This is a genomic window from Leptospira noguchii serovar Panama str. CZ214, from assembly GCF_000306255.2.
Classification (GTDB): Bacteria; Spirochaetota; Leptospiria; order Leptospirales; family Leptospiraceae; genus Leptospira; species Leptospira noguchii.
This window is the reverse complement of the sequence record NZ_AKWY02000021.1, coordinates 127,406-150,567: the sequence shown is the minus strand read 5'-3', so window position 1 is coordinate 150,567 and position 23,162 is coordinate 127,406. Positions and strand designations below refer to the sequence as shown.

At 34.9% G+C, this 23,162-nt stretch carries 14 protein-coding genes and 1 pseudogene; 8 read left to right on the top strand and 7 right to left on the bottom strand.

From position 1 onward, the window contains the following. Positions 1 to 219 precede the first annotated feature (219 nt). The 3 genes and pseudogenes from typA to LEP1GSC059_RS24685 all read left to right on the top strand — a co-directional run. Positions 220 to 2,040, top strand: a complete 1,821-nt coding sequence (gene typA / locus LEP1GSC059_RS11015) for a translational GTPase TypA (protein ID WP_017215731.1) — start codon at positions 220 to 222, stop codon at positions 2,038 to 2,040. 948 nt (positions 2,041 to 2,988) lie between these two features. Further along, the gene (locus LEP1GSC059_RS11010) at positions 2,989 to 4,200 is read left to right on the top strand and encodes an acyltransferase family protein (protein WP_020980839.1); all 1,212 of its coding nucleotides are present in this window, start codon (positions 2,989 to 2,991) and stop codon (positions 4,198 to 4,200) included. Between the two features lie 399 nt (positions 4,201 to 4,599). After that, positions 4,600 to 4,857, top strand: a pseudogene (locus LEP1GSC059_RS24685) (hypothetical protein); the annotation flags it as partial. 461 nt (positions 4,858 to 5,318) lie between these two features. Here the strand turns inward: LEP1GSC059_RS24685 and LEP1GSC059_RS11000 are convergent. From LEP1GSC059_RS11000 to LEP1GSC059_RS10990, 3 genes are all read right to left on the bottom strand, one after another. Beyond that, positions 5,319 to 6,239, bottom strand: coding sequence for an LIC12353 family lipoprotein (locus LEP1GSC059_RS11000; protein WP_017215729.1), 921 nt, complete (start codon positions 6,237 to 6,239; stop codon positions 5,319 to 5,321). A gap of 173 nt (positions 6,240 to 6,412) precedes the next feature. Next, positions 6,413 to 6,874, bottom strand: coding sequence for an HD domain-containing protein (locus LEP1GSC059_RS24215; RefSeq protein ID WP_017215728.1), 462 nt, complete (start codon positions 6,872 to 6,874; stop codon positions 6,413 to 6,415). An 850-nt stretch (positions 6,875 to 7,724) separates the two neighbouring features. Next, entirely contained in the window at positions 7,725 to 9,119 is a 1,395-nt protein-coding gene (locus LEP1GSC059_RS10990; protein WP_017215727.1) for a glycine--tRNA ligase, read from the bottom strand. A 64-nt stretch (positions 9,120 to 9,183) separates the two neighbouring features. On the opposite strand from LEP1GSC059_RS10990, the gene LEP1GSC059_RS10985 reads away from it, so the two are divergent. Genes LEP1GSC059_RS10985 through LEP1GSC059_RS10970 form a run of 4 tightly spaced genes read left to right on the top strand, consistent with a single transcriptional unit; the run spans position 9,184 to position 13,547 of the window. Then, complete coding sequence (locus LEP1GSC059_RS10985; RefSeq protein ID WP_017215726.1) at positions 9,184 to 10,908, top strand: TonB C-terminal domain-containing protein; 1,725 nt, start codon at positions 9,184 to 9,186, stop codon at positions 10,906 to 10,908. Beyond that, positions 10,905 to 11,657, top strand: coding sequence for a PrsW family glutamic-type intramembrane protease (locus tag LEP1GSC059_RS10980; protein ID WP_002177365.1), 753 nt, complete (start codon positions 10,905 to 10,907; stop codon positions 11,655 to 11,657). Before LEP1GSC059_RS10985 ends, LEP1GSC059_RS10980 begins: the two co-directional genes overlap by 4 nt. After that, on the top strand, positions 11,654 to 12,556 hold the full coding sequence (locus LEP1GSC059_RS10975; RefSeq protein WP_002177380.1) for a 50S ribosomal protein L11 methyltransferase: 903 nt from the start codon (positions 11,654 to 11,656) through the stop codon (positions 12,554 to 12,556). Before LEP1GSC059_RS10980 ends, LEP1GSC059_RS10975 begins: the two co-directional genes overlap by 4 nt. Before the next feature lie 4 nt (positions 12,557 to 12,560). Next, a complete protein-coding gene (locus LEP1GSC059_RS10970; RefSeq protein ID WP_002177371.1) occupies positions 12,561 to 13,547 on the top strand; it encodes an adenosine kinase in 987 nt (328 codons plus the stop codon). 748 nt (positions 13,548 to 14,295) lie between these two features. Here LEP1GSC059_RS10970 and LEP1GSC059_RS10965 read toward each other — a convergent pair. The 4 genes from LEP1GSC059_RS10965 to LEP1GSC059_RS10950 all read right to left on the bottom strand — a co-directional run bounded on the left by LEP1GSC059_RS10965 (position 14,296) and on the right by LEP1GSC059_RS10950 (position 19,580). Beyond that, the gene (locus LEP1GSC059_RS10965) at positions 14,296 to 14,667 is read right to left on the bottom strand and encodes a hypothetical protein (RefSeq protein ID WP_017215724.1); all 372 of its coding nucleotides are present in this window, start codon (positions 14,665 to 14,667) and stop codon (positions 14,296 to 14,298) included. A gap of 703 nt (positions 14,668 to 15,370) precedes the next feature. After that, positions 15,371 to 15,949, bottom strand: coding sequence for an MXAN_6521/LA_1396 family lipoprotein (locus LEP1GSC059_RS10960; RefSeq protein ID WP_017215723.1), 579 nt, complete (start codon positions 15,947 to 15,949; stop codon positions 15,371 to 15,373). Positions 15,950 to 15,962: 13 nt separating this feature from the next. Then, positions 15,963 to 18,917, bottom strand: a complete 2,955-nt coding sequence (locus LEP1GSC059_RS10955; RefSeq protein WP_002177370.1) for an efflux RND transporter permease subunit — start codon at positions 18,915 to 18,917, stop codon at positions 15,963 to 15,965. A gap of 6 nt (positions 18,918 to 18,923) precedes the next feature. Further along, positions 18,924 to 19,580, bottom strand: a complete 657-nt coding sequence (locus tag LEP1GSC059_RS10950) for a toluene tolerance protein Ttg2D (protein WP_004422120.1) — start codon at positions 19,578 to 19,580, stop codon at positions 18,924 to 18,926. Positions 19,581 to 21,217: 1,637 nt separating this feature from the next. On the opposite strand from LEP1GSC059_RS10950, the gene LEP1GSC059_RS10940 reads away from it, so the two are divergent. Then, positions 21,218 to 23,101 carry a DUF1561 domain-containing protein gene (locus LEP1GSC059_RS10940; protein WP_020980816.1) on the top strand — a complete coding sequence of 628 codons (1,884 nt, stop codon included), beginning with the start codon at positions 21,218 to 21,220 and terminating at the stop codon, positions 23,099 to 23,101. Positions 23,102 to 23,162: the final 61 nt, after the last annotated feature.

The window sequence follows — 23,162 nt, the reverse complement described above, 5'->3', positions numbered from 1 at the left end:
AAACGAAAGAAAGACTAATTTTTCAACAACTCAATTTTATAAAACCCAATTCTTTTATATAAGATCCCGTTAAACGAATAGAATTAAAAATAAATTTTTCCTTTGTAATAGTTCCTACGTTTTCAAAGTGAATCGGTAAAATTCACGTTTGTTATATCTTTGGAACAAGATTAAAATAAGTATTTACACCAAAAGGCTTCCGAAATTTTTGGTTTTAGAATGGAAATCCGCAATATAGCAATCATCGCCCACGTAGACCACGGTAAAACCACACTTCTAGATGGAATTCTCCGACAGACAGGCGCAGTCACAGCCAAAGAAGACGGAGAACGAATCATGGATTCCAATGATTTGGAAAAGGAAAAAGGAATCACGATCAAAGCAAAGAACACTGCGGTGGTTTACAAAGGAACCAGAATTAACGTAGTAGATACTCCCGGTCACGCGGATTTTGGCGGGGAAGTGGAACGGGTTCTTGCAACTGCGGATTCCTGCCTATTGCTTGTGGATGCATTTGATGGGCCGATGCCTCAAACTCGTTTTGTATTAGGAAAGTCCCTACAACTTGGACATAGACCCATTCTGGTAATCAATAAAATCGATCGTCCGGGCGCAAGGCCGGAGGCGGTTGTAGATATGGCTTTTGATCTTTTCTCCGACCTTGGAGCCACAGACGAACAGCTCGATTTTCCTATCGTTTACGCTTCTGCAAAACAGGGTTGGGCGGTTCACAATTTAAGCGATTCTCCCGGAACGAACTTAGATCCACTTTTAGACACCGTCCTTAAACATGTTCCGCCCGTTCAAGCGGACACAGAAGCTCCGCTTCAATTCCAAGTCACTTCCTTGGATTACAACGACTATGTAGGAAGAATTGCAGTCGGAAAAATTTATGCGGGAAAGATGGCCCTCGGAATGAACGTGATCCAACTCGCGGCAAAAAAATCTGACACAGCGACTCCTACTGACACGGCTCTTTTTAGAATCACAAAATTATACAACTTCGAAGGTCTGAAACGAAACGAAGTTAACAACGCGGAAGCGGGAGACATCGTAGCGATTGCGGGACTTCCCGACGTGTTTATCGGAGATACAATTTGTGAACCTGGAAAACCAGCCCCAAGACCGGCGATTGAGGTAGAAGAACCGACGGTTTCTATGTTCTTCATGGTAAACAATTCTCCGTTCGCAGGAAAAGAAGGTAAATTTGTAACCACTCGAAATATCCGTGAACGTTTGGACAGAGAACTTGAAACCAACGTGGCGATGAGACTGGAAGAAACCGAAGACAAGGACCGTTTTAAGGTTCTAGGACGCGGGGAACTCCATTTGTCGGTTCTCATCGAAACCATGAGAAGGGAAGGATTCGAGATCCAAGTTTCTCGTCCAGAAGTGATTTTAAAAAGCAATGAACAAGGCCAAAAACTAGAACCGTATGAATATTTAGTAATGGATATCCCGGATCAGTTTACGGGTCAGATCATAGCCGAACTCAACCGCAGAAAGGGAGAACTTCAATTGATGGATGCACATCCGTCCGGAATGACTCGAGTAGAATTTGTAATTCCGACAAGGGGAATTATAGGGTTTAGAGGATTTTTTATTTCAGAAACTCGAGGGGAAGGAGTGATGTCTTCTCGTTTTCTTAGATTTGATGTATATAAAGGAGAGATTCCTGGTCGTAAGAACGGCGCATTGATTTCAATGGACTCAGGAGAATCAACAGCGTATGCTCTTTGGAAGATTCAAGAAAGAGGGGAATTGGTGATCGGACCAAATACCGCCGTTTATCCTGGAATGATCATCGGAATCCATTCTCGTGATAACGATCTAGAAGTGAATCCTGTAAAAGAAAAAAAATTAAGCAACGTTCGTTCTTCTGGAGCGGATGAGGCAATTCGTTTGGTTCCTCCTAGAAAATTTTCCTTAGAACAAAACATAGAATTTTTAGACGATGATGAACTTTTAGAAGTAACTCCTACGAGTTTACGTCTTCGTAAAAAGTTTTTAGACGCAAACATGCGTAAACGTAACAAATAAAACGAATATTAAGTTCTTATTATTTTAAGATTTTTGGGCCGATTTTAAACTCTTTCCAAAAATTGGAAAGATAAGTTTTGTATCAATTCAAGAATTGATTTTGTTTAAAGCAAATAGTATTCCTATTTTTTCTTAAATTGGATCTAGATTTTGTCCATGTATCAGACTTTGCGTTTATAATAAAAAGTCTTAATACAGAATTTAACAGAGAAAATACGATTCAAAAGAAGTTATTCAAAAAGTTAGAACACTAAAAGTAAAGTTGTCGAGCGCTCTAAAACGCGATTCATAGATTGTTTCGCTGAGTTTAAGAAGCGATTGTTTAGTTGTAAAACTCAAGTAAATGCTTTTCTTAACTCAGTAAGTTACGTCTCAACGTAGGCGGCAGTTTGTGGGAACTCATCATACAGAAACTATAATACTAAGTCGTCAATCAAACGATTCTTGTGTGGAATGAAACTTCTCATTTTGGTTTTATTTCATAAGTTCGAAAAAAACTTTAGGTCTACTTCTTTTTTAAATTTATTTTAATATTCTCAAATTTATTTTTATTTTATCGATTTATAAATTCATAGGTTTGATTTAAAAAAAATGGGAACCCTTTGCGATAATCCTTTATCTCATCCTTATATTCAAAAATTAAAATGTATTTTTGTATTTAAACAAATGGTTATTAAATCGGTATAAGGAATATAAACCTTTGTGATTATTTTATAAGAACGCAGAAATTTTAAAATGAAATAGATTGTAGTCTGGTAGATTCATTTCTAATTGGATATTTAAAATCGTTTTGTAAAATTATGTTCTGCATTTTAGATTTAATTCCGGTTTAAAAAGGAATCAATTGAAACAATTTGTGAATAATTTTGTTTCTTAAGATGTTAAGGATATTAAAACAATCGGTGGTTTTACGGATGAAAAAAAATCTAATCAGAGATTCAAAAGGTAATGAAAGCTTTTATTAAAGGACTTTGGTATCATCGAGACGATGAAATTCAATCTTTAAATGGTTTGCGAGCCTTTGCGATTATTTTGGTTATTTTAAATCATTACGCGCTTGCTTGGAAAAAGCCTGGCACGTTTCAATCTGATTCTCTTTTTTGGTCGGGAGTGGATTTATCTTTTGTTCTCAGTGGTTTTTTGATATCAAAAAGTCTTTTGAGTGATTGGACTCGAAACGGAACGATCGATTTTAAAAAATTTTATTTAAAACGTTCTTTTAGAATTTTTCCTGCTTATTATGTTTTTATTACGTTTAGTTGGATTGTTTCTAAGCTTACACTTAAAATTGCGGAAGAAAAAGGACTCGAAAAAGAGGCATATTTTTTTTCTTTTAAACTCTCTGATGCGTGGGGAGATTTTGTATTTTTAGGAAATTATTTTCCTGGAATCAACATTCATACTTGGTCTTTGTCTATAGAAGAACAGTTCTATTTGATCTTTCCATTTTTTTGTAGTTTGATCTTATTTAAAATGTCTTCAAAATACAGACAACTTTTGCTTTGGAGTTTACTTTTAGTTCCTACGATCAACCGGGTAATCGTTTATATGACGACTCCTTTACCTTTGACCCCTCAATATTTTAATGAGATTTATTTTCCTTTTCACACTCGATTTGATTCTTTGGTGATGGGTGTGATCGTAATGGATCTTTATACAAATCAAAAGGGTTTGATAAATCGATTAAAAACGGATCATCTTTTGTATTATCCACTTTTATTTTTATTTTTTTCTTTCTTATGTATTTCGCATTGGGCAAATATACATACGGAAAGTTTTTTTACTCATACGTTTAAATATAATTTTTTGAATATAGGATTTGCTGGAATTTTATTGTGTGCGATTGTTCGTTCGAAAGATTTTTTAGGACGTTTTTTAAGTTTAAAACTTTTTGTTCCTGTAGCTAGATTGAGTTTTACGATTTATCTTTGGCATTTGGTGCTGATTGCAGTTTCTGTGTCGATTTTAAAAATTCGAACGGAGCCTAACTCTACGTTTGAGCTTTTATTTCAGTTTATTTTCGTGTTGACTTTGATGATTTTTCTTTCGATTCCTTTTTATTTTTTATTTGAATATCCGTTTCAATTTTTAAGAACAAGAATTCTTTCTAAAAAAAGATCGCACGAACAATTACTTTCGATTCAACCCAAATCTTTTTGATTTTGTTCTATATAATTCGTTATCAGGGCGATTAAAAAATCTATTTATTTTACAACAGATCTTACAAATCTCATAGTAATTCCGAAAAAATTTCTGTTTGTCAATATTAGAGTTGTTGAAAAATTCCATAGTTCAATGTAAAAAAATCAGGGCGAATCCGGCCAGCCGGACCGGGCTCTCCTCTCTGGTCAATAAATTGTATATAGAAAACGTAATACGATATTTCAACTAAAGTTACAATTTATTTACCTCGCATCGATCCCTTTCGCGTTAATTCAAATTGACAAAACTACTTCAATCCACCGTTTCAATAAAACAGAGACAGAGATTCATTTTTCAACAATTCTATTGTTTTGAAAGAACTCGTCGCGGTTGTTCAAAATCGGCAGAAGTATTTGCAGGTCTTTCGAAGTTGCGGTAAAACTGGGTCTAGGCTGGAGCCCGGTTCGTGATAGTAATCGATTTCGCTTAACAAAAAGTTTTATAATGTATGAAAAGCAAGATTCTTATGATGAATCTGGCTCGTTAATTAAAATTCATTATGATTCCAGTGAATTCGAAGAAAAAATTGTAGAGCTATTTCGTAAGAAAGTAACTATTCATTTCGAAAAGGAAAGTGGTAGAAATAGATACCAGGTTGTAAAAAACTCTAAATAGTCGTTCCATTCAATTAAGCTTTTACTGCACATTCTTACTTCTGGTAATGCTCGGGGACATACTGGATCAAGCTATTCTAAAAATCTGAGAAATTTAAATACGTTCCACGACTGATTTTATAGTTAGTATATTAGAATATAATTATTTTTAAATATATAGGAATTATTTTGATGAATAGTTTGGCCTGGACTTGTATTCTAAGTAAATGAGTTTCTATAAAACGAACTTTTAATTTGTAAGGTTTTTAAAATAACGATTACATGGAAATTTAATTTTTGCGTAGAATAGATTTTTAAATTTGTGGATGAGTTCTCGCTTAAAACTAAATTTTCGACAATTATTATATTCTCTCTACAAGCTATCTCAAAAATATCTTAGAATAATCAGGATCGGTATTTTAAGGAAAAATAAAGTTTTGAAATAAACTTCTAATTTTAGAGGTATCGATTTTATTTTAAGAATTATTTTTCACTTTTTAATTTTTCGATTTCTCGAATGAGTTCTTCTTTATTTACGTTTGGATCGGATTTTATTTTTTGAATAAGTTCATCCGCAGCAATTCGTTTATTGATTGCTTTTTTATCTACATTTCCTTTTAAAATTACCGGGTCTCCTACGGATACTTGAAGATTTTTCTTGCCGTCGATCGGTTCTAAAATTCCGGATTGTTGAAAAATTTCCACAATTTTGCAAGGAATTTGATCTTTCCCCACAAAGAAAATCATTCCGAGTTTGATAGTTTCCGTTTTTGAAAAGATAGAAACAACACCTTCTTTTGTTTTATAAAATACGGCTCCCGCAATTTCATTATCTATGATTACATTTTTTTGATTTACATTTGTAGTGATTCTTCCTTGAAATGAATCTCCTATTTTAGTAAATAAGATATTCGAAAAATTTAAAGTTCTTCCGTCGGGAGAAATTTCCCCTAATATACTACCACTCAAAGCAACGTTTCCAACTTCTCTTACTTTGGAAGCGACTCCCATCTCGTTCAGTTTCCAAAGTTTTGGATCCGATTCCCTGGTTCCTAAATGTGGTTGGTGAAATTCCTGATAAAGAGATTCTTGTAGTAGAATTTCATTTTCTCCGGTTACAACTCCACCGGTTCTGATCCTCCATTCTTCTCTATTTTCGCTTGCAATAAAGCTGAGTCTTACGATGGTTTTTCTTTCGAAATAAAGTTCTCCGTTTGATTTGGGAAAAATACTCAGTACTTCGATTTTCATTTTATCGTCTTGGGCCCATCTTTGTGTTTCGGAAGAAATATAAAAACCGGCTAAATTTGGATTTGGAGATATTGGTTTTCCTTTGAGATTTTTTCCGCAACCGATTAATACAATGGTATATAATAAAATAAGAATATATTTGATTTTTTTCATTACGCAAGTCTCTGGTGATAGAATTTATTTTGTTTTACTCAGAACATATAGCAAAGGATTCAATATTTTTTGCTGAAACAGTGTTTGCAATAAAAATTTACTATGTTTAATTTTATAGGGAGCAGTAATCATGTAATAAGAAAAAGTTTTTTTTGAGTTCGAATTTTTTTATTTTAAAGAATCATATCTAATTCTATGGATAAATTTTTTCTCGTATTGTTTTCAAATTTTTCATAAAAAAAATTTGTTTTGTATATTTTCTCTAAACTCAGAAAATAATTTAGTACTTTTTTTCTTCCTTTGTAATATTTTTCGTCCATATAGATGGAATATTCCATTCTTATGTTTTTATAATATTTTGAATATATATTCCAATCCTGTCCTAAAATAGATAAATCTGCATCTGTAAATAAATTCGTATCCGGGTCATTGCTTTGTAAATGTGCTTTAGTAGCCAAAATTTGTGATTTGCAATTAGAAATTTTTTTCTCAGGAAACGAAATTGAATGGAGTCTTTTTTCTGCGAGACTTGCACTTTTTTCCTCGTTGTCATTTTTAGATACGTCGTATATTACATTGTAAGAAGAATGAAGTCCTAATCTTGAATCATATCTCGAGTTTCTTGAATCATACAATATAATATTTCAATATGATTTAAGTTGTGATAGTATCTATGTGGTTCTCTGTAATGATCTTCAATTTCTTGCCATAAAGTTTTTATGATTTGTACATTTTCCGAGTATTGGGAAAGAATTTTTATGAATGTTTGTTTTAGATTCATTGTGTTTATATTCTTGATTATTGTTTTTAATGAATTTTTGTTTTTAGATAAGATTGTTAGAATGGTTTTATTTAAAGCTATATTAGGATGATCTAATTTTCTGTTTTACATTAATTTTTGTCTGATCATTTTTAGATAAAAATTCGAAAAGTTTTTTTTCAAAAAACTGTATAATTGCAAACGAAAAATTTTAGTGTCGTAGTTACCACAACTAAAGGAAGATCTTGAACTTTGCAGTAGTTCCCACAATTTAAAGGAAGATCTCGAACTTTGCAGTAGTTCCCACAATTTAAAGGAAGATCTCGAACTTTGCAGTAGTTCCCACAATTTAAAGGAAGATCTTGAACTTTGCAGTAGTTCCCACAATTAAAGGAAGATCTTGAACTTTGCAGTAGTTCCTACAATTAAAGGAGGATCTTGAACTTTGCAGTAGTTCCCACAATTTAAAAGGAAGATCTCAGACTTTGCAGTAGTTCCCACAATTTAAAAGGAAGATCTCGAACTTTGCAGTAGTTCCCACAATTAAAGGAAGATCTTGAACTTTGCAGTAGTTCCTACAATTAAAGGAGGATCTTGAACTTTGCAGTAGTTCCCACAATTTAAAAGGAAGATCTCAGACTTTGCAGTAGTTACCACAACTAAAGGAAGATCTTGAACTTTGCAGTAGTTTCCTCGTACAGAAAAATGGTAGGAACTATTACAATTTACAATCTTTCAAAAAGCCAGTTCTTAAGTTGACTGACAGAGATTCTTTCCTGGGACATGCTATCTCTTTCCCGAACCGTGACCGTATCATCCTTTAGAGTATCATAATCTACTGTAATACAAAAAGGAGTTCCGATTTCGTCTTGTCTACGGTAGCGTTTACCGATGGCTCCGCCGTCGTCGTATTCAATATTTCCGAGTTTAGAAAGATCCGCAAAAATTTCTCTGGATTTTTCAGGAAGCCCATCCTTTTTCATCAAAGGAAAAACGGCAGCTTTTACTGGAGCGATTTTAGGAGAAAAACGAAGAACCGTTCTAGTTTCTCCATCCGGAAGTTTTTCTTCTTCGTAAGCGTTGGTAACAGCTGCGAGGAAAAGTCTATTTGCACCTAACGCAGGTTCAACGACAAACGGAACGTATTTTTTGTTTTGAACCTGATCTTGGTATTTAAGATCCTCTCCAGAAAATTTTTGGTGTTGATTTAGATCGTAGTCGGTTCTAGAGGCAATCCCCCAAAGTTCACCCCAACCGAAATTATATTTAAATTCGATGTCAGAGGTTCCTTCGCTGTAAAAAGACAATTCTTCTTTTTCGTGTTCTCTGACTCTTAGATTTTCCTTTTTGATCCCTACTTGTTCTGTGAGCCAACTCATACAATAATTTACCCAGTGGGAAAACCATTCTTTCTGGGTTCCGGGTTCACAAAAGAATTCCATTTCCATCTGTTCAAATTCTCTGGTTCTAAATACAAACTGACGTGCCATGATTTCGTTACGAAATGACTTTCCGATTTGTGCGATTCCGAAAGGGATTTTTCTTCTCGTGGTAGAAACAACGTTTTTAAAATTTAAAAAGATACCTTGAGCCGTTTCCGGTCTTAGATAAATATCTAAAGAGTCTTCTGCGTTTGCTCCATGAGAAGTTTTGAACATAAGGTTGAAGTCTCTAGCTTCTGTGAATGTACCTCTTTGTCCACAACTAGGACAGGCAAAATTACTTTCTTTGATGACCTGATTCATCTTTTCAAGAGTAAGTCCAGTTGCGAACCCTTCTCCTTTTTGGTCTTCAAGGAACTTATCCGCGCGGATTCGGGTCTTACAGTTTTTACAATCGATCAAAGGATCATTAAAGTTAGAAACGTGACCGGACGCTTCCCAGACTTTTGGATTAAGAAGAATAGAGGAATCAAGACCAACCACGTCTTCTCGAAGATGTACAAAATATTTCCACCAGAGTTGTTTTAGATTTTGAAGAAGTTCAACTCCATAAGGACCGTAATCGAAGGTATTGGAAAGTCCTCCGTAAATTTCAGAACCTGGATAGACAAATCCTCTTCGTTTACAAACGGATACGATTTCCTTTAATGAAGAATCGAGACTTTCTTTTTTTTCCATGAGCCCAGGATTCTGTTCAGGACTTCGGAATAAAGTATTTTAATTCTGAACCGAGAAGGATTTCTTGTTTGCCTGTGCTCCTCGTTTAGGTCCAATGGTTGATAGAGATCCGAGTCTAAGGAGATCTTGTCTGAAAAAGAAATTAGTCATCTTCGGCGTCAATTTTTTGTCCTGGAGTTCCCCCTTTCTGGGACTGGGAATTTTTTTCCCTCTCGGTGTACTCTTTGCCTTTCCTAAAGGTAAAGAAGTTCGTTCTTCCGCCTTTGGGTCATTGCTCTTTCAAATTGTCTGTTGGGTAGTTCTTTATCCGTTGGAAGTTTCGGCGATTTTATTTCCTACCGTAGAGGCTTTTGTACGCGCCCTCGTTATGAATGTAAGAGAATGGCTGATCGCGTTCTACGTTGTTGTAGGATTTGGAATCTTAATCGCCCATTCTTATTTTCTCAAAAAACAAAGAGAACGATTGTCGAAACTTAGTATTCGCGTTTTTGCTCCGGAAGAGAAGATAGAAAGAATTCATTATAAAATTTTAGTACTTCTTGTAGCAGGGTATCTAACTTCTAAACTCGTTTTCCAAGATCCTTATCGATTGGAATACGGACAGATTGGAATTTTAGAAGATAGTTTTCTCTATTTCTTTTCGGTTTTAATTGCAGGGGATACTCTTTTAAGTAGAGGAAAACAATTCTTTTTATTTAGAAGACCTTGGAAACTTTTTGAAAAACAAACTCGGATCGCTCGTTATTCTGGCTTTCAAGGGAAATGGGGACTTCTAAAACAGAAAAATACAAAGTTGAGAGATTGGATTTTTCCGGGTTGGGGGCATATTTATATCGGAAATCTTTGGAAAGGTTTTTCGATTTTATTTTTATATCTTCTTCTTTTATTATTTTTTGCCACTTCTTTTTTCTCTTGGCTTGAACCTGCAGACGGAATCCGTTTTTTAATGTCGATGGGATTAAAACCCGGGATTCGAGATCAAACTTTTTTTAAAATCACTTCAAGCATAATTCCAATTTTAATTTTTATAGGGGGAATTGTAGGAGTTCACGTCGTTTCTAAGTTTTTACTCGGTAGAACTTTTCGTTTAGAATCAGACGACACAACTCCTAAAGACACATTTATTAGTAATTTATCATATAGTGTTTTACTACATCTGATACTGATGTCTTTAATTTTGATCATACCAGTAACTCTTCAGAGAAAGAGTAAACAAAAGGAATTGGAAAGACAAAGAACTCATTTTACTCCTGAAAATTTAGAATTCTATTTTATCGATCCCAATCTTCCGAATGAAGTGAACGGTCTAAACGGAGGGGTTGTATCTGGAACGGAAACGCCTACTCAAAAAGAGGGAGAAAAAATCCCCGAAGAGAAACCGGCGGAAGAAGGAAGGGTCAAGGGGGAAGTCAAACAGGTTCGAGGAAAAAAATTACCTGCTACTTATTCCAATTATATTTCTGCAAAGATGAGAGGTCCAGAGTCTTTTATGGAATATTGGAGAAGGGCTCCTCGAAATTATTCTTCTGTTGTGGCTTATACGGTGACCCCGGATGGAGAAGTAGTGGATGTGGATCTTGTGGAAGCTTCTGGTTATCCGGAACAAGATCAAATGACTTTGGAACTCATTGAAAGTCTTTCTCCTATGATGCCTCCACCTGGAACCAAAGGTTATGTTCGAGTTACGGAACTTTTTTGGAACGGAAGTATTGATCCGGATGCAATGCCAACCCCACTTCAAAAAGAACTGGTTACAATGTATGACGGGCGTTATATGGAGGAGTTATGAGTTTCGATGTTGCGTTACTCGGCTTTCTTTCCATTCTTCCTTGGGGATTTTTTTTGATTTTACTTTTTCCTGGAAAAAATACTCCACAAAGAATTTTGCTCATTCTATTTGCACTTTTTTTAGGTTATCTATCCACGGAGATTGTTTTAAAATTACACCCTATCTTTTGGCCGGACGTAAAAATTCCTAAAAAAAGCGGACATATACTTACCCAAACGGCGCATATCGCATTCATCCAAGCGGGAATGATGGAAGAATTTTGCAAAGGGATTTTGATCCTTTTATCAGGATTACTTTTTGCGTTTGATTGGAAGACATACCAGTTTAAAAAAGAAATAGTTTTGATCGGAGGATTTGTAGCCTTAGGATTTGCTGGAATTGAAAACGCGAATTATATTTTTTCCGCAAAAGAAGAGGATCGAATTTCCATGTTTGTGGGAAGGACGATACGGTCTTCGAATGCGCACTTTCTAATCAATTTATGTTTTGCTTTGGCGTTTGTAAAATCCAATTTAAAAGAAACCAGGGAAAGACCTCTAACGCTATTTTTGGCTTTTTTACTCGCTGTATCTCAACACGGGCTTTTCAACTTTTTTGTACTTCCTCAGTCTAGATTTGGGTCTTGGCTTTCTATGGCTCTTTTTGTTGGAATTTGGGTTTGGATCGTAAAAGACTTTCGAACTTTCATACTTGAAAATGAAAACTTAAATGACGCGCCAGTGGATGCGGAAATTCTGGACGAGACTTGAGATATAGAGAAATCATATTAAGTATTCCTAAAGAGATTGCGGAAGATTTTACCTCTTTTTTGGATGAAATAGGTGTTGCAGGATATTATGAAATCTTGTTTGACAGAGAAGTTCCACGCGCTCCTGACGAAGAAATCATTTCAGACGATACTAAGTTCCGAGTTTATCTCGCAGAAGAAGATAAAGAAAACGAAACTAAAGTTCTAATTTTTTTAAAAGCGAACGCTGGAGAATCTTTATTTTTCGAATCAAGATGGATTGAAACGAAAGAATACGAAGAGGCTTATAAAGAATTTTATAAACCTTTTATCGTAGGTTCTTATAGAGTGATTCCTACTTGGGAAAAAGATACTGCGTTAGGCACAACGCCGAAAGAAATTTTTCCGTTACTTGTCAATCCTGGACTTGCATTTGGAACTGGACATCACGAGACTACACGTCTTGTTTTGGGAAGAATGGGGGATTTAAATCTTTCCGGTAAAAAGGTCGCTGATGTGGGAACTGGTTCTGGAATTTTAAGTCTTGCCGCGGCAAAGTCTGGAGCATCCTTAATTTTAGCGGTAGACGTGGACCCGAACAGCGTGAGATCTGCCTCTTTTAACCGGGACGAAAACGAGATTTCTTCGGAAGTTTTGGTTGTGGAAGAGGGTGGTTTCGATCATAAAAAAATTCAAGAACAAACTTGGGATTTATTGATCGCCAATATCACGTTTGCAGTATTAAAATCGAATATTCAAAAAATTGCATCTATTAAAACAGATCATTTTCTATTTAGCGGAGTAATTACCGAACGAAAGGAAGAATTTTTGGAACTTCTAAAAAATACGGTGAGAGGGGAATGTGTATTTTTTAAAGAAGATACAGGCTGGGAATTGATTGAATGGAAAAGAAAAGGATAAATCGATGAGACACTATGACGTATTTGGAGTTGGAAACGCACTCGTGGACATTTTAGTCCCGACTGAGGACGTATTTATCAAACGTTTGGGATTTGAAAAAGGAATTATGACCTTGGTAGAATCTGAAAAACAAGCCGGGGTTCTAACCGTTCTGGAAGGAAGTAAAAAGGAACTTCGTTCCGGAGGAAGTGCGGCGAATACTATGATTGCTCTTGCAAATTCCGGAGGAACCGGAACTTATACCGGCAAAGTTTCTAAGGACACTTACGGAGAATTTTATAAAAAGGATATGGAAAAAGCTGGGATTTTTTTCGAGGTGACTCCCGAAGATCAGGGTCATACAGGAACTTGTGTTGTATTGACTACACCAGATGCAGAAAGAACGATGCTTACTCATTTGGGGATTTCAATTACATTACAAAAATCAGATATAGATTTAGAAAAATTAAAATCTTCTAGTATTTCTTATATTGAAGGTTATCTTTGGGATGGTCAAGGAACAAAAGAGGCTTCTCTTTTAACAATGGAAGAATCCAAAAAAAATGGCGTAAAAGTAGCTTATACTTATAGCGACCCGTTTTGTGTAAATCGTTCCAGAGAAGATTTTGTTCGTTTAACAAAAGAATATTTTGACATCGTGTTTTGTAACGCGGAAGAGGCAAAGGCACTTTCTCAAAGAGAAGATAAGTTGGAAGCTCTTAAGTTTATTTCTGGTCTTACTAGTCTTGTATTTATGACAGATTCCGCAAACGGAGCTTACTTTGCAGAGAATGGAAAAATTTCTCACGTAGACGGTTTTCCGGTCAAGCCGATCGATACGACAGGCGCGGGAGATTGTTTTGCGGCGGGAGTTCTTTACGGATTGACTCATGGTTTTAATCTGGAGAAGTCCACTCGTTGGGGAAACTACGTCGCCTCTAGGATTGTCCAGGAAATTGGTCCTAGGTTAGGAATTAAACTAATGGGGCGTCAGGACGAAATTTTAAAGTAACCTTTTAGTTTGACGTTTTTCTAATGTAATGGAGTCCGGCGTTGCCGGACTGCGGCTTTCAGCTATAGTCAAGTTATTAGAGTTTCTATAGTGGATATTACCAAAACTGCTTCAATTATCCATTTTAATACAACGGAAGCAGATAACGAATTACTCTTTCAACAACTCTATTCTGTATTTTACATTTGTACATTAGATTTTTGTAATTCTACTAACTTGATTCTAAAACACAACTTACTACTTGGACGTATGAAAATAGTATGACTCTTAAATCTGTTTCAAAATTTTAAATGTGAAATCTTACACAAAAAAGCCAACAACTTCAAGTTAGATATAATTTTTTGAGGATTTTTGCGTTTTTGTAAAATCGCTAATTCATTTTTTATTATTATTTTCATACGTCCGAGTAGTAACACTGTGATCCTTATCGAGCAGTGTTATTGAATTCGAGACGTTCTACTGAGTGTAGGAATTCCATCTAAATTTTGAAATCTGCCAAAGCTTATAAAGTGCAAAGAAACATATTCTGTGGGAACTCTCGTATTTTCTTAGACATTTGTCTTATCTTTATATTTTTTTTAAGAAAAGATAAACTCTTAGTTTGATAAGAATCGGTAAGGGTGATAACTTTTGGGGATTGTTTCTGAACTCAGTTTTTATCAAATATAAAAAAATAATTATGTTCTTATGTATCTTGATTGTGTTTTAAGGTTTAATTGGTTTATCGAAGAAAATCCAACGTCTGGATTTAATGACAGGGATACCCTGCTTCCACTTTTACCAATCGTTCGTTTCGAAAGCTAAAGTAAAAACCGCAGTCAGGACGTGCTGACTCCGGACAATTGGGGATTACAGAAACGTTATATACTATATTCTTTTTTTTCGAAGAACTACTTTTTGTACATTCGAGCGAATTATTTCGATTGCATTTTTTGGTAAACTCTGAAATGGTCATTCCTTTTGGAAAATCTTCTCTAAGTTTGAGTAAATTAGAATATTCGCAAGACTCAGTAATGTGATAATCATTTTTCATCTCCATGCCAGCATAATGATCATACCAAATTAGGTTTGTGAGTATAAAACCGGAAAATAAAAAGATGTAGAGAGTGGATTTTTTCATTTAGACTTGTTCTTAAAAACTTGGGTTTAGTGAAATGATTTTTGTTTTCTGAAACTAAAGTTAGTTCTATGCAAAAAATAACTTGTGGGAACTCATATCTGAACTGGATTACAAAAAGATGAGAATTTGAAAATTTGTAAAGGAATAAAATCTGCGGGAACTACTGTAAATAACGTGAGTCCGGTATAGTTAATGCGAAAGCAGCATTGAGGTTTGAAAATTCCGAAGGAATTGGAGTGAAAAGAACTCAATGAAACGTTTTTTATGAAATCGTTTTGAAACTCAGTAAAACGCTCTCTACGGATTGCGTTAACTCAGCGTCTCGCTTCTATTGGCGCTCGACAGGTCGCGAGCCATTATAACTTTAAAATATGCGACGTTCTAGGAAGTTGTGCATTGATTTTCTTCACGAATTCACGTTAAATATGAAAATGGTCGTTGAAGCCCCTTAGTTAATCTGAGATATGCAATTTTTCAAAAATTCTATTTTATTTTTTAAAGTGTTTTTGCAAAAGTGAAATTACTTGCAAAAAGTATAATTTTTTAATAAAGAAAAATCTCCCGAGTTTTCACTTAAACGCAGAAGGGCTTTTGGGGTATCACAGAGGTTTCGATAGGTTTATTTTCAGATTCGAACTTGTAGAGGTTTTCTATAATTGTGATGAGTTCTCAGAACACTGTTCTCTTTACGGATTTGAAAAAATTATCTTGCTTCTATCTCTATCTTTTCGTCTTTTTCTTCTTCCGTTAAGATAGGGCTGTCTAATTTATCTAAAAGATTTTGAAGTAGAAAAAAATACGGATTTACTTTGGAGGCGATTTCTTTTCCGTAAAGTTGTGTATATGTGTTAACCAGAGATTGATTTTCTTCTATATTTTTAGAATAAGAATTTTCAGCTAAGGCCTCCCATAAAACTTCTCCTTTTGAACATTTTAACACTTTGCCGAGCGCACTAAGTTCAACTTTATCAGAGGTTTCTTTTTCACGGATTTTTAATTGAAAAATCGCCTGAACTTTTTTATCGGAACTACCACAGATTCCATTTCCAGAACGAAACGGATATATGATAAATTCCTTATGATGAGAAAGATAATTTTCCGTAATTTTTGCGGCTAACTGTTTTTCCGAATTGCCCGCCTCGCTTTCCAAAGGAACGGATACTACTATACGTTTGAACGTGTTTAGATCTTTTTCCCAGGTTGGGCCTGCCTTTACGTATTTGATTGTACAATTTGTAATTGTAAAAATGAGGGAAAAAAATAGTACAGAATATCTTAACATTCTAATATAATCCTTATTTCTTTTTGGGAATGGTTTTTTTGGGGACTGTCGTTTTTTTCTTAACGGATTTCTTTTTTTGGGTAACCGTTTTAGAATTTTTAATTGTTTCCGTTTTTAGGTCTTCGACCTCTTTCGTTTTAGGCGCGAAAGATAAATTACCAGAAGAATTTGATTCTTCTTCATTAAAACCGATAGGTTTAGATTCTTTTTCCTCTTCTTTTCTAGAACGATATACGATTTCAAGAACCGCTGGAACTAAAGTAAGTGCTATGATCAGAGAAGAACCGATTCCAATACTTGCTACGATCCCAATCGATTTGAGTCCTTTTTGATCTGCGATTAAAAGAGAACTCCAGCCTACAAGGGTGGTTAACGTAGATGCAATGATTGCAGGACCGACCATTGCCATGGCACGAATTACGTCGTGGTCTTCTCTAAATCTGTAGTAGATATAAATTCCATTCTGGATTCCGTAACCTATAATTACAGGAAATACTAATACGTTCATAAAGTTCAGTTGGATTCTAAACGCAGCCATAATTCCTAAAGTGACAAAAATTCCAAGAACCAGAGGAATCAAAGAAATTAAAGCGGGAACAATTCCTCTGAAGAACAGAATCAACACGATAACTACAAGAACTAAGGTGCTAAGAAATGCAACCACACCTTCTCTTTGAACAATTTTGATTAGATTTGCAAAAAGAATTAAACTTCCTGCAGTATTAGAAATATATTTATGAGATCTTGCCTGTTCTAAACTAGAAAAAGGTCTGGTTTTTAAAATAAAAGAAATTGTACCATCTAAAAGCCCCAGATTTTTAAATTGAGAAGCAGAATGTGTATTTAAAGTATTTACGATCAAACGTTCCTCATTTTGAGTCCATTTGTCTCGGATAGGATTTACGGTTATATGTCCATTTGAATCGTAGAGTAGAGTATTCAGTACTCTTCTGGATAGTTTAGGATAATGTAATTCTCCTACTGCGTCAAAAAATTTGAGAAGTTTTTGTCCGTGCCAAAGAGCTACTTTAGGATAAATGAATACAAGATGTCCTTTTTCCTTAGATCCTTTTACTTCCGTAAACTGAGAACTAAAATAAATTGGAACTTCGGAAAGGGAATATTCTTTTACGTTTAGATATTTTTTTACTACTGGAAGATATTTTCTTTGTTCCGGTTTTAGAAAACTGGCTTTGACAGGTTTCATATCCGACTGTAGTTGTTTTAAAATTTTTAGATTTGCCCTTTGTTGTCCTTTGGGAGGTACAAAGTTCCAAAGAGAAACCACTTGATCTACGGAGCCCGCAATTTCGTCGGGAACGGGGGTCATATAATCGAAAACAGCTTCTGATTCTTCTAAAGTATCTACTACGATTACTTGTGGATCTGAACTAATATCAAATCTATCTCCAATCTCATCATATAGATTGACCGAATCCAAATTATCTACCATTAGATCTCGCCCGTTGTAATTGAACTGAATTCCAGGACTAAAGTTGAAAAATGAAATCATCAAAACGATTACAATGACGACTAACGTTAGTAACCCTGGTTTTTTGTAAAAACGGTATAGAAAAGGAGAAGTGGATTGTTCCTTTACCGAAAGAAGAAACTTGCTTTTTATAGAAGGGAATAAACGAAAAAGAAGAGTAATTTGAAGAGCTGTCACTCCGTACATCGAAATTGCTATGATCAAAATTCCGTATGTAGCGATGATTCCAAATTCGCTAAAACCTCTAAACTCCGAAAACGCAAGTACTACAAATGCGGAAGTAGTCGTCAGAGCAGAGATAAAGGATGCGATTCCAGTGTGATAGATCGTGTCTTTGATAGAACGAAGAGTGTTTTGTTCTCTGGTAAATTCTTCTCGGAAACGATATAAAAACTGAATTCCGTAGTCGATTCCGAGACCCATCAAAATGGAAGCGATGATACTGGTTACAGAGTTGAGTTGACCGATTACGATCGTGGTGAGCCCAAAAGAGAATAAAATTCCAGAAAGAAGAGAGATGAGAAGAATTAGAATAAAAAGTGGATTTCTAAAAAAGAAAAGTAAAAGTAATGCGATACCGATAAAGGAAGTGATCGCGATTGGCTTTAAAGCCGCCATCAAAGTTTCGTAGTCGTCTAAATGAAGTCTATATGTTCCGGTATAACCGACTTGAATTCCATTTTTGTCTAGGTTAAGATTGGCTACGATTTCTTTAATTTTTTTGTCTAATTCTATATTAAACTCTATGTTGGTAAAAGAACCGGCGGGTTTGATCAAAAAGATTAACATCCCCTTATCTGGAGAAATATTATATTCGTCGAATATATCTCTTTTTGCAAGCTTTTGATACTTAGAAAGAATATCGTTAAAATCCGGATTGTATTCTTCGTTTGAAAGTTTGATAAAAAATGGATTGGCCCTTTCTACTTCTTCGTCGATTTTTCTTTTGACTCTTTTTCTGACTTCGACTAAGTCTTCGGTTTTTAGAAATAGAGGAAGTCTATCCTGTAAAAAAGATACGTTGTAACGATAAGAAATGTATTGAACAAATTTTTTCTCTTTTAAAAGTCTTTCGTTTAAAATATCCGAAGCCTTTTTAATTGCATTTTCTCTTTCTTTGTAATAAGAAACGTTTTGTTGTTTTACCTTTTCAGCTGCTTTCAGTTCTTTTTCGGCGATCTCAGGTTGTCCTTTTTTTCTTGCGGCAAAGGCTTTGACTAGATGATCCGTCATTCCTTTTTCGTCTTTAAATTTGATACTTAGGATGTAGAAACCGTTTCCTCCGATCATCTCGATTACTTTTTGAGTTTTGACTACAGAAGGATTATCTTTTGGAAGAAGATCTAAATTGTTACTGTTTACTGTAAGTTTAGAAGCTTGCCAAAAAGAAAGAAGAAGTAAAACGGCAAGTATGCTACAAGAACGAATCGGATTGAGTAAAATTGAATCTGTGATTCTGGAAAGGAATTGTTTCATTTCGGTTTAATTTTTTGCTTCTTTTTTGATCAGAGCGATGGTTTGTTTGATTCCGTTCTTTTTGATAGAAGGATCTATAGATTTGACTCGATTTGTTTCAGAAGCGTATTTGCCTTCGTTTAAGAAGTCAGTTACATACCAGTTTCCTTCTATCTTCATTAGTATCCAAGAAAATGTAATTCTTTCCGAACCGTTCCAAATGATAGAAGAAGCAAGAGTTGCGTTATCTCCTTTTAAAACTGGTTTTTCGTAATTGATGTCTATTTTATCAAAGTATTTATGAGCGATTGGAAAACTTCTGTGAATGATAAATTCGCTAATCGCTTCTTCAAATTCTTTGCGGTCTGAGTCTCCGATTTTGCCTGAAGATTTTAAGAGTTGATTGCTAAACTGTTTAACGTGTATGAGGACAATCGCCTTATCGTTTTTTTTATAACGAATAAAACCAATGAGCTTTTTAACAGCAGAAACGATTTGTTCTTCATCGGAAGGAATTGTTTCGTTTGTTGCAGGAATGTTTCCCGTTTCGGTCGAAGTAGAATTATCCGTCGAAGTTTGCGCAATTAAGGAGGGGAATAGTAAGGATAAAACGAAAAGAACAAAGATTATTTTTTTCACAAATTGTACCTTTATAGATTGAAGTTTATGTCTTAAGGAATTCATACAATCTTTCGGATCAGTAAGAGGAAGTCAACGGAATAAAATCTCTCAAAACAAAAGAGCGGCTTTTCTTTTAGAGCAATAAGATCCATCTATTTCAGTTTAAGTTAGGAGTCATCTTTGTAAATCTTTCTATAAGAGTAGAATCAAATTCTATGATAGTATCGTTTTTTGCTTATTTGTTTTTGGAATTTTTATAAAATGAATCTTGAATTTGATTTTATACGGAGGTTGTAGTTTTGATTTTATAAAGTTGATCTTTTTGAAAAATGGAATGAGCAGTTTTATTTTAGGACATATTTCGAATCGTAACGACAAATTGAAGTTATACGAAAATATATGTTACTTTTTTGTATGATAAATAATGTGAATGCCAATACGAAAGAGATTATTCTGTTGTGCCTCATTGAAACACTCGTAGGAGTGAAATGTTAAGTTTTTGTTCGCGGTCAACTTTGTTAAGTCATTGTATGGCGGCCGTTTAGATTTATTTATAGATCGGCGTGAAACTTAGAAAATGTCTTTCTGACTCAGTGTGTTGCGGGCCTGCTGTCTGAATTCAACTCGGCACATTTGTCTCAACGTAGGATTGTGATTCAGAAAATACATTGGGTTTTTTATTCGCCAAAACTTTTGACACAGAACTGACGTTAATTATTATTTTCCTTACAAAAATAGATGCTGTAAAAGACACATGAAAGTAATGCTATGAGTTTGTTTGATAAGAATTTCCTCTAAAAAGTATTAATTTATTATATTAAAATATATTACTATTTTTAATTATTTATATAAATTATTGAGAGCTTCTGTGGAAAAGAAATTCAGTTTGGTTGATTTCTGTGAAATTGATCGCCGTTGATTTTTGCTGCAAAACGCTATTTTAATATAAAATATTGGATGCTCATTTATTTAAACCTAAATAGTGCGGCTAAAAGTGGTGTTTTGTGTAAAGGTCTGGTTTTATTGGTTTCTGTAAAGTTGAGCGCTTTGAATTTTATCTCAAAACAAAATGCCCGTTGTATATAACTTTCAATAAGATGATTCTTTTTGGGTTTGATTGAGAAATTTAGATTTGAACTGAATTGGTTTTGAAGATTTCTGCAAAATTCAGAAAGGACAATCGTCTGGTCAAATTTATTCATATAATCTTTGTTTTGCGATTTCTATCAAATTAATAGCTATAATTTATAAATACTTACTTTTGGTATGATCTACTTGGGTAATTGATTTACTTATATAATAGATTACTAAAGTTCTAATGTATGTATATGATAATTTGTGTAGAATTAATTTTTTATTTGATGTCTTGTTAGTTGTACATAACGTGTCTATAGTTTTATTAGAATATTCTAAATAGTATAAAATTGATTATTTAGAATCAAAAGAACGATAAAAATAAAAATGACGTTGTATGTTCCCTTATTCAATTAAGAGACCTAGCTGCTACTATAAACTATAGAATAGAGTGATGGAGTTTTATTTCTAAAGGGAGGCTCGTATCAAAATTTATTCTATAGAGATTGGTAGTGACACGTGCAGAATAACTAGTTCGGACAGAATTCGTTAGGATGTCGTGTTTGTCCTATGTGTTTATGGTTGCATACAACGTCTTAATTTTTCAAAAGAATGGAGAGTATAAAATGAGTCGTTGTATCGCCCTAAGGGTATTTTTGTTAGCCTTGATTGGAATCGGTTTTGAGTATGGAATCAATCATACATCAGTAGATGCCTCATCAAAGAGTGGTTACTCGATAGCTCAAAAACCTACAGATCAACCAAAAGATAAACCGATCAAAATTGTTGTAAGTAATAAGGGAAAGTATTGTTATTCTCCTATTTTTACCAAAGGTGAAGGTTACGTTTGGATTGATAACTGTAAGGATAACACTGCTAAAGCAAGATACGATGTGTTTCAAAGAATTTCTTATTATATCAATGACACTTGGTTATGTATTACTGCTCCAGAAACAGTTATTCGTGCAGAGGAAAACTGGGACTATGTGAATCTCAGACCTTGTACAATCAATGATCCTCTACAAAGATGGATCGTAAAAGACAATTCCTTTTGGACTGCAGATGGGCGTTACCGATTAAAAGATACAAATTGGTATGGTTATATTTCTAGAAACTCTGGAGATAAATATGATCATACATTAGATTCTTCGATGGATGATTGGGTTAAAACAGTAGCCACTCCTGGAAACATCAGTATCAAAACTTCCATTGCTTGGGATTTACAAACTACTCAAGGAAATGAACGCTACTTCGTTCGTTGGGGAGGTTCGGATAAAAATACTACGCCTCTCTACTACAATCCTGAAAGTGGGCATATTGCACAGTATTATCCTTCAAGTGGTTCTCTCTATTGTATGTATTCTAAGATGGATGATAATGATCAATGGGACTGGGTGAAGTGGGCATCCTGTAGTGATGCACCTATTAAAAAAGATAATCCAGCTTTTTGGAATATATTTTTTGAAACCGACAAAGAAGGGACGATCACAGACTACAAAGGCAATGTGCTCAGAGTTACCAGATACGGACCCAATTGGGGAGTTGTATATACAGTCCAACCTTCTTATTTAGAAAAGGACACTACCAACAGTCCCACTTCTTTGTTTGTTCTTGATAAAAGCTTATTAGATTGGACACGTTATACGGCTTCTAATCTTGGTAAGACAGATCAGTATTGTCCAGCTGGTAAGAACGAAAGTTTTGGACATAAAAGAGTCAAAAGGACCTTGACCTTACCTTCTGACTTTCAATTAACGATGCAGTGGATTCAAAGGTTTTATGATATTGCTAGATCGAGTATATCTCGTACGATTCCGAGTCGTGGGATATGTGGTGTTTGTATGCTTCATAGTTACCAAATGATAGCAGAGTTACTTCAATATCATTCTAGAGAACCTCTTACGAGTGGAGGATATTTCTTCGATACGGCCCCAAATAGGAATCCTTTTATCTCGTTTGGTCAACGTTATCCGGAATTGAGCAGGTTGCTAACAAGTGTGCCCAGTTATGCTAGCAGGCTCGGATTCGGATCTACTCTGGTCATGTTACCTCAGTATGAATGGACGTCTTCTGACACAATCACTACTCGGTCTGGTAGATTATTGCATGCTAGATCTCTCATCAACTCTCCTCCCGGAAGCATTTGGTTGGGATTATTAAGAGGACGAAGTGCTGACGGGTCTACTTGGGGGCATGCCGTTCCCATTCTGAGAACTTCTCAGGGAATAGTGATAATTACAACGAATTCGCCTACGATCTCGTTTAATGACTACGTTCAATCTTTAAGACCTACTATGGATCCGAACGAGGTAATAAATAGGTTAGAGGCGGGAGATGAAATGACGGAACTTATAACCATACAGCCTGTAAGGCTTTACGATGTTCCTTTTAGCCTCACGGTTTCTAGTAGAGATTGTACTGGAGATGGGGACGGCAGAAGGGGTTCAGGCAGATATCCAACCAGTTCATTGATAAATCAGTGTAAGGGAGGCAGATGTATTTTGCAGTAAGCCATTGAAGAAAGAAGAACAAACTTTCTGGATGCCTTAACAAAAAGAGCTGTTGACGTAG